At 63.0% G+C, this 6,776-nt stretch carries 6 protein-coding genes; 5 read left to right on the top strand and 1 reads right to left on the bottom strand.

Annotated features, from left to right (window positions below; genetic code table 11):
- Positions 1-50: 50 nt before the first annotated feature.
- Both EN742_RS18810 and EN742_RS18815 read left to right on the top strand, forming a co-directional pair.
- Positions 51-1,043 (top strand): serine kinase, encoded by a 993-nt coding sequence (locus EN742_RS18810; protein ID WP_348632864.1) that lies wholly within the window; start codon positions 51-53, stop codon positions 1,041-1,043.
- A gap of 8 nt (positions 1,044-1,051) precedes the next feature.
- Positions 1,052-2,902 (top strand): ABC transporter ATP-binding protein, encoded by a 1,851-nt coding sequence (locus EN742_RS18815; RefSeq protein ID WP_128333140.1) that lies wholly within the window; start codon positions 1,052-1,054, stop codon positions 2,900-2,902.
- Positions 2,903-2,937: 35 nt separating this feature from the next.
- Here the strand turns inward: EN742_RS18815 and EN742_RS18820 are convergent, their stop codons facing one another.
- Positions 2,938-3,210 (bottom strand): exopolysaccharide production repressor exox, encoded by a 273-nt coding sequence (locus tag EN742_RS18820; protein ID WP_126056865.1) that lies wholly within the window; start codon positions 3,208-3,210, stop codon positions 2,938-2,940.
- A 608-nt stretch (positions 3,211-3,818) separates the two neighbouring features.
- Here EN742_RS18820 and EN742_RS18825 point away from each other — a divergent pair.
- The 3 genes from EN742_RS18825 to EN742_RS18835 all read left to right on the top strand — a co-directional run.
- The gene (locus EN742_RS18825) at positions 3,819-4,496 is read left to right on the top strand and encodes a sugar transferase (RefSeq protein ID WP_127405394.1); all 678 of its coding nucleotides are present in this window, start codon (positions 3,819-3,821) and stop codon (positions 4,494-4,496) included.
- A 173-nt stretch (positions 4,497-4,669) separates the two neighbouring features.
- The gene (locus EN742_RS18830) at positions 4,670-5,890 is read left to right on the top strand and encodes a polysaccharide biosynthesis/export family protein (protein ID WP_127405399.1); all 1,221 of its coding nucleotides are present in this window, start codon (positions 4,670-4,672) and stop codon (positions 5,888-5,890) included.
- 111 nt (positions 5,891-6,001) lie between these two features.
- Positions 6,002-6,776 (top strand): acyltransferase (locus EN742_RS18835; RefSeq protein ID WP_148670152.1); only part of this gene is annotated, 775 nt, incomplete at its 3' end.

Genomic DNA, 6,776 nt, shown 5'->3' on the forward strand with positions numbered 1-6,776 from the left:
ACCTCGCTGTCGCTCTGGCTGCGCCAGGTCAAACTCGGCGGGAGCCTCGCATGATGTCCATCAACGGTTCGCTCGCGCCCGCACTCCGTCAGAATTCGGCTGAGCCGGTCGAAAAGAGCGGCCGGGAGCGCCGCTTCTACCGGGCCTATGGGCTGACGATTAGGTCGGAGGTGGCCTTGCCCGAACTGGAGGCCACGGCGCCGGCCGAGCCAGACATTGTGATCGCGGTGGGCCCGATCGACCATCCAGGACTCCAGCTCGTGGCCGGAACCGCCTTTCGCTTCGAGCCGGCGCGGCAGTATCTCGCCTGGGAGGCGGTCGGCGCTTTCCTGATCAGCGATGCCCGCCGCATCGACATCGAGCCCGTGCCCGGCATCGACGACCAGCTGATCGCCTTCCCGCTGCTGGGGCCGGTCATGGCGCTGCTTCTGCACCAGCGCGGCCTGCTCGTGCTGCATGCCAGTGCGATCGCCGTCGGCGGCAGGAGCGCGATCTTCATGGGCGACAAGGGCGCCGGCAAGTCGACTACGGCCGGCGCGATGATCAGCGCCGGGCACCGGTTGCTGACCGACGATGTCGTGGCGGTGGATATGTCGAGGCCGGACGGACCGGTGATCATTCCCGCCTTTCCGCAGCTGAAGCTCGCCGCCGATGCCGCCGCCGCCATCCCGATCCGGCAAGCGGAAATCCGCCCGCAGGCGCATCCGGCCATCGACAAGGCGCAGCACCGCCTGCATGGCGGATTTGCCCGCGGCGCGGTTGCGGCAACGCGGATCTACATTCTCCAGCGCCGCGACAGCGCGGCGATCTCGCCCCATGCGGGGCCTGGCGCCTTGTCGGCACTCATCAAATTCTCCTACGTGACGCGCTTCGGCCGCGCCGCGCTGGTCGGCGATTTCGCCGCCATGCATCTTCGCCAATGCGCGGGGCTGGCCAACCGGATCGGCGTGCATCGCCTCGAAGTGCCGGCCGGGCTGAACCGGATCGGCGAGGCTGTCGCGCTGATCGAACGGGACCTGGCGTCCGGCAACAGGCCGGAGTGAGACGAGCCATGGCCAAAATCCTTCGCCTGTCGCTGGTTCGGGATATTGCCGGCTTCGGCGCCGTTATGGCCCGGATCGGCGGGCGGCGGACATGGATCGCGCTCGTCTTCCTCATCCTGGGCAGCCTGACCGAAGGCATCTCGATCCTGCTGCTCGTCCCGCTGCTGCATCTTATCGGCAGATCCGACCAGGATTTCGCGATCAGGCTGCCTGACAACCCTGTCCTGTCCTGGCTGGTGCCTGGCGGGACGCTTGGGCTGGCGACGGTGCTTTGCCTGCTCGTCGGCCTCGTCGCGCTGCAGGCAGGCTTCAACCGCTTCAAGTCCGTCTATATGGCGCGGCTGCTCTATGACTTCGTCAACCGCCTGCGCATGGATCTGTTCGAGGCCATCGGCAGAGCGCGCTGGGGCATTTTCGCGCGCACACGCAGTTCTGATCTCGATCATGCGTTGACCGGCGACATCGATCGCATACAGGCCGCCGCCTTCTCGCTGCTGATGCTGGTGCAAACCGCCGTGCTACTGGCCGGTTATCTCGCGGTGTCGCTGTTCATCTCGCCGGTGATGACGTCGTTCGCCATCGTCATCGGCGTGCTGATGTTCGTGGCGCTGCGGCCGTTCCGCTCGCGCGCGACGACCTATGGCCGGGTGCTCACCGCCAATCGCCAGGACCAGTACCGCACCGTCTCGGAATTCCTCGGCGGCATCAAGGTGGCCAAGAGCCTGAATGTCGAGGCGAGCTATTTCGCGCAGCTGCAGGCGACACTGGAGAAGATGAAGGCCGACAACATCAGCTATGTGCGCAACAGCACGATCGGCACGGCCTTTTTCCAGGTGGCGAGCGTCATCGGCCTCAGCCTGTTCATCTACATTGCGCTTACCCGGTTCCATCTCGCGCTGGCCGAAATCGTCGTGCTGCTTCTGGTCTTCATGCGGATCGCGCCGCGCTTCATGGACATGCAGACGCAGGCACAGCAATTGCTGATCAACCTGCCCGCTTACGCCTCGATGCAGGACCTGCAGAGGCGCTTCGACGCCGAGCGCGAGACGGCGGCCAGCCAGGCCGTGCAGGGCGTGAGGTTGACCCTCGATGTCGGGCTCGACATACGCGATGTCTCGCTTGCCTATGCCGGCCTTGCCGATGCCGCGGAGGGCAAGCCTGTGGTCAGCGGCATCACCTTCGGCCTTCCCGCCGGCAAGGTCACCGCCCTTATCGGCCCTTCAGGATCGGGCAAGAGCACGATCGCCGACATGCTGCTCGGCCTGCTCGAACCGACACAAGGCAAGATCCTCGCCGACGGTGTCGAGATCGGGCCGGACAACCGCAGGCTTTGGCGCGACCAGGTGGCCTATGTGCCGCAGGACGTGTTCCTGCTGCACGACACGATCGCGGCGAACCTCAGGCTTGCCGCGCCGCAAGCCAGCGACGCGGAGCTGTGGGCGGCGTTGCGCGCGGCGCATGCGGCCGATTTCGTCAAGGGGCTGGAGCAGCGGCTGGACACGGTGGTCGGCGACCGCGGCATCCGGCTCTCGGGTGGCGAACGCCAGAGGATCGCGCTGGCGCGGGCGCTGTTGCGCAAGCCATCGCTGCTCATCCTCGACGAGGCGACCAGCGCCCTCGACTGGCAGAATCAGTCGCTGATCGCCAAATCGATCGACGGGCTGCGCGGCACGATGACAATCCTGACCATTGCGCACCGGCCTTCGATGATCGCCTTCGCCGATTGGGTAGTGGCCATCGAGAACGGCCGCATCGTCGAGGTCGGGCAGTATCAGCGCCTGAAGGCCAAATCCGGCAGCCGGCTGTCCAGGATGCTGTCGGGCGAGCAGGCGGAACCAGAGGTTGCCGACGCCGGCTGAGCGCGCCCGCCTCGCGGTTTCAGCAGGACGCCGCGCTAACGGATGCTGCGCCTGGCGCTGAACTTCTCGCCTTTGGCAGCCTTTGGAGCGCCAAGGCCTCTTTCGGCCTCGCGCATCCTGTCGGCCACGGTCGGCGCGCTCCTGGCAACCATGAGAAAGACCAGCAGAAAATAGCCGGCCTGACTAATGGCGACGCAGATCACGGCGCGCAGCATGATCGTGCCTAGCGAGGCGCCATCGAAATAGGACCACGAGATCACGATCGCGAGGGCGAACAGCATCCCGACAATGAACTTTGGAAGTGACATGTCCGTCGATCCATCAACCGACACGAGCATGCAAAAGTGACGACTTACCCACCCGAGTATCTCCCCATGCGCCACGCGAGCTTATCCTGCTGCTCGCTTTTCGGCCGGTTGCTTCCGGCCTTCCCAACCTATCCAAACTCTAACATGAACAGTTTGCGACTCTATTAAGGCGGGATACCTCGGGCAAGGCCAAGCACAAATAATTTTGAATGGGTTTTCGGGTTCGACTCTGGCATGCTGCGTCGCACACGCCGGCTCCACAGCCGATTGCGGAAAGCAGATTTTGCTGCAGTAGAATCCGCAATATTAATTAGTATTTAACTCGAATAACTTGGCCAAGTGAGTGATTCTGGGGTGAGTTATGGCAATCCCCTCTGCGACAAAGAACGATTCGCCCAAAATCGGCCTCAAAAAGGCACTACATTTCCTTACGTTGCTCATAGTTTGTCACAAACGCGCCATAAAGGTGAATTTTTGGGCAGGGCACGTTTATTATTTAGTCAATTCATGACGTGACTATTTCATCGTGATGGGAAATTGTGTGTTGCGCTGCAACATTTTTTTGATATCGTGCCGTAAACCATTCGTTCAACGTATGGAGTTGCGGCATGAGGGATATTGCCAAGTCGGCCGATGCGGGTTTTTCGCACGCCGGCATTGATTTTCCGCCACCGATCGGCGGGCTTCTTAAGCGTGGTTTCGATATCGTCGGTTCGCTGGCTGGCCTGGTGCTGCTCAGCCCGCTGTTCTTGATGGTCGCGCTGCTCGTCAAGTTGTCGGACGGCGGGACCATCTTCTATGGCCACAAGCGCATCGGCCGCGGCGGCCGGATTTTCCCGTGCCTCAAGTTCCGCACCATGGTGCAAGACGGCGAGCGGGTTCTGACCGCACATCTTGCCGCCAATCCGGAAGCCAATGCCGAGTGGATCGCGACGCGCAAGCTGAAGAACGACCCGCGCGTTACCCGCGTCGGCCAGGTGCTGCGGAAACTCAGCCTCGACGAGCTGCCCCAGATCATCAACATCCTGCAGGGCGACATGAGCCTAGTCGGGCCGCGCCCCGTCGTGCGCGACGAGCTGGAAATTTATGGCAGCGCCGCGGTCTACTATTTGAAGTCACGTCCGGGTCTTACCGGGCTGTGGCAGGTCAGCGGCCGCAACGACGTGTCCTATGACAGCCGCGTCGCCTTCGATCGTCATTATGTCGAGAACTGGTCGCTGTTCGAGGACATTCGCATCATCTTCAAGACAGTGCCTGCAGTATGGATGTCGCGCGGCAGCTACTGAGCCGCAAGGCCGGGCTCCGCAAGGAGCACGGCAGCCTTCGATTGGGACGCCGTCTCGCATCGGATCGGGCGTCCGGCAGCAAGCTCATCGGGCGATGGGGCAAGCGGATCGGAAACGTTCAGTTGAAAACAGACATATTCGGACTCCTTCGCGACAGCCGTCTGTCGCGCCCCATGATGCCGGCGCGGCTTGCTGTCGCCGGCCTTGCGCTTTTGCTGGCTGTCCCTGCCATGGCCGGCGACTATCAGCTTGGGCCGCAGGACAAGCTCAACATCCGAATCGCCGAATGGCAGACGGTCGAGGGCACGTTCCGCGACTGGTCGGCCATCAATGGCGAGTATTCGGTCGGCCCGGCCGGGACCCTGTCGGTTCCGTTCGCGGGAGAATTGCCCGCCGCCGGCAAGACCACCGCCGAGATCGCCGCGGCGATCAGCGAGACGCTACAGCGTAAGCTGGCGCTTTCGGACAGGCCGGAAGCTTCGGTGGAAATGGTGCAGTTCCGGCCATTTTACATTTCCGGCGAGGTGCAGAGTCCCGGGCAATTTCCCTATGTGCCGGAACTGACCGTGCTGAAGGCGATCAGCGTCGCAGGCGGCATCCGCCGCAACGCGGAGAATGGCCCGCAGCAGGATCGCGACCTGATCACCGCCAAAGGCAACTACGACATCTACGACGACCAGCGGCTTCGCCTCGTCGTCAGGCGCGCCCGCATCGACGCCGAGCTCGCCGACAAGACGACGTTCGAGGCGCCGAAGGAAGTCGCCGACGATCCGAAGGTGGCGACGATCGTCGCCGACGAGATGGCTGTGCTGACGTCCGATCAGAAGAAGCTCAAGTTGAAGCTGCAGGCGCTGGACGATCTGAAGAACCTTCTGCAAAACGAGATCGAGTCGCTGCAGAAGAAGATCATCAACCAGCAGCGCCAGGTGGACCTCGCCAAGGAACAGCTCGACAGCGTCGGAGCGCTGGCGCAGAAGGGCCTCGTCGTGCAGACGCGGGTGCTGAATTCGGAACAGACGATCGCCGACCTGCAGGGGCAGATCCTGGACTACGAGACGGCGATCCTTACCGCCAAACAGTCGATCAGCAAGGCGACGCAGGACGCTACCGACGCCGAAAACACGCTGAGATCGAGCCTCGCCTCCGACCGCCAGCAAGTCGAAACCGACCTGAAAGAAGCAGAACTCAGGGTGGGCATGCAAAAGGGCCTGATGACCGTGGCCTCGGACCCCGCCACGCAGGCAGCCATGACCAACAGCGATCAACCCGCCCTGCTTTACGCGCTGGTTCGGGTGGTCAACGGCAAGACGACCGAGGTCGCGGCGACCGAGGATACGCCGGTGCAGCCTGGGGACGTGATCAAAGTGAAGCTGGCGCCGATGGCCAGCCAGTAGGCGATCGGCATGTATGGCGCGGGCGAGCGCCGGCAAGAATTGAGAAAGCAGCCCCGCGGGGCGCTGGGCAGCTGCAGAAGTCGCGCAGCGATCCGCTGATGAAGGCCACGAATGCAGCCGGCAACCCGTCACATCTACCTCAATCTCGACGCGTTGCGCGGCGTGGCGGCGATCAGCGTCATGCTCTACCACTTCTCGCCGTTCATCGCTGACGGCAAGGTGCTGCCGTCGAGCTATCTGGCTGTCGACCTGTTCTTCCTGCTCAGCGGTTTCGTCATCGCGCACACCTATGACCGCAAGATCGAGAGCGGGATGGGGTTCGGCACCTTCCTGCTGGTCCGGCTGATACGGCTCTATCCGCTCTATCTGGCCGGCACGCTGCTCGGCGCCTTCTACCTGCTGATCAAGAACAGGCTAATGCCCGGCGAATACATGCCGTTATCCGATGTCGCCCTGATGCTGACGACGGGCATGCTGTTCATCCCGCTGGTTGGCGACGCCTACCACACGATCTTCCCGCTCAACCCCGCATCCTGGTCGCTGTTCTTTGAATTGCTGGTGAACATCGCCTATGTGCTGCTGTTCTTCGTCCTGTCGAAGCGGGTGCTCTTGGGCCTGATCACCGGCAGCCTGGCCTTGCTTGTTCTTGCCGCGATGCTCTCCGGCACGCTCGATTTCGGCATGACCGGCGCGACCATCGCCAGCGGCCTGCCGCGCGTTACCTTCTCGTTCTTTCTCGGCGTGTTGCTCTGCCGATCCATGGCGCACTATCAGGGGAGCTTCGGCTTCCTGCAGCGCGGCTACTGGGTCGAGATCGCGCTCGCGCTGACGCTGGTGATCTTCGCCATCGCGCCGGCAGGCGGCAGCGCACGCGCCGCCTATGATC

Source organism: Mesorhizobium sp. M4A.F.Ca.ET.020.02.1.1 (assembly GCF_004022645.1).
In the GTDB taxonomy this organism is placed as follows: Bacteria; Pseudomonadota; Alphaproteobacteria; order Rhizobiales; family Rhizobiaceae; genus Mesorhizobium.

Excerpts from the sequence above, each read along its gene's own strand:
- EN742_RS18825 (WP_127405394.1), top strand. The coding sequence starts at position 3,819 with ATGAGGGATATTGCCAAGTCGGCCGATGCGGGTTTTTCGCACGCCGGC.
- EN742_RS18820 (WP_126056865.1), bottom strand. The coding sequence starts at position 3,210 with ATGTCACTTCCAAAGTTCATTGTCGGGATGCTGTTCGCCCTCGCGATC.
- EN742_RS18830 (WP_127405399.1), top strand. The coding sequence starts at position 4,670 with ATGATGCCGGCGCGGCTTGCTGTCGCCGGCCTTGCGCTTTTGCTGGCT.
- EN742_RS18810 (WP_348632864.1), top strand. The coding sequence starts at position 51 with ATGATGTCCATCAACGGTTCGCTCGCGCCCGCACTCCGTCAGAATTCG.
- EN742_RS18815 (WP_128333140.1), top strand. The coding sequence starts at position 1,052 with ATGGCCAAAATCCTTCGCCTGTCGCTGGTTCGGGATATTGCCGGCTTC.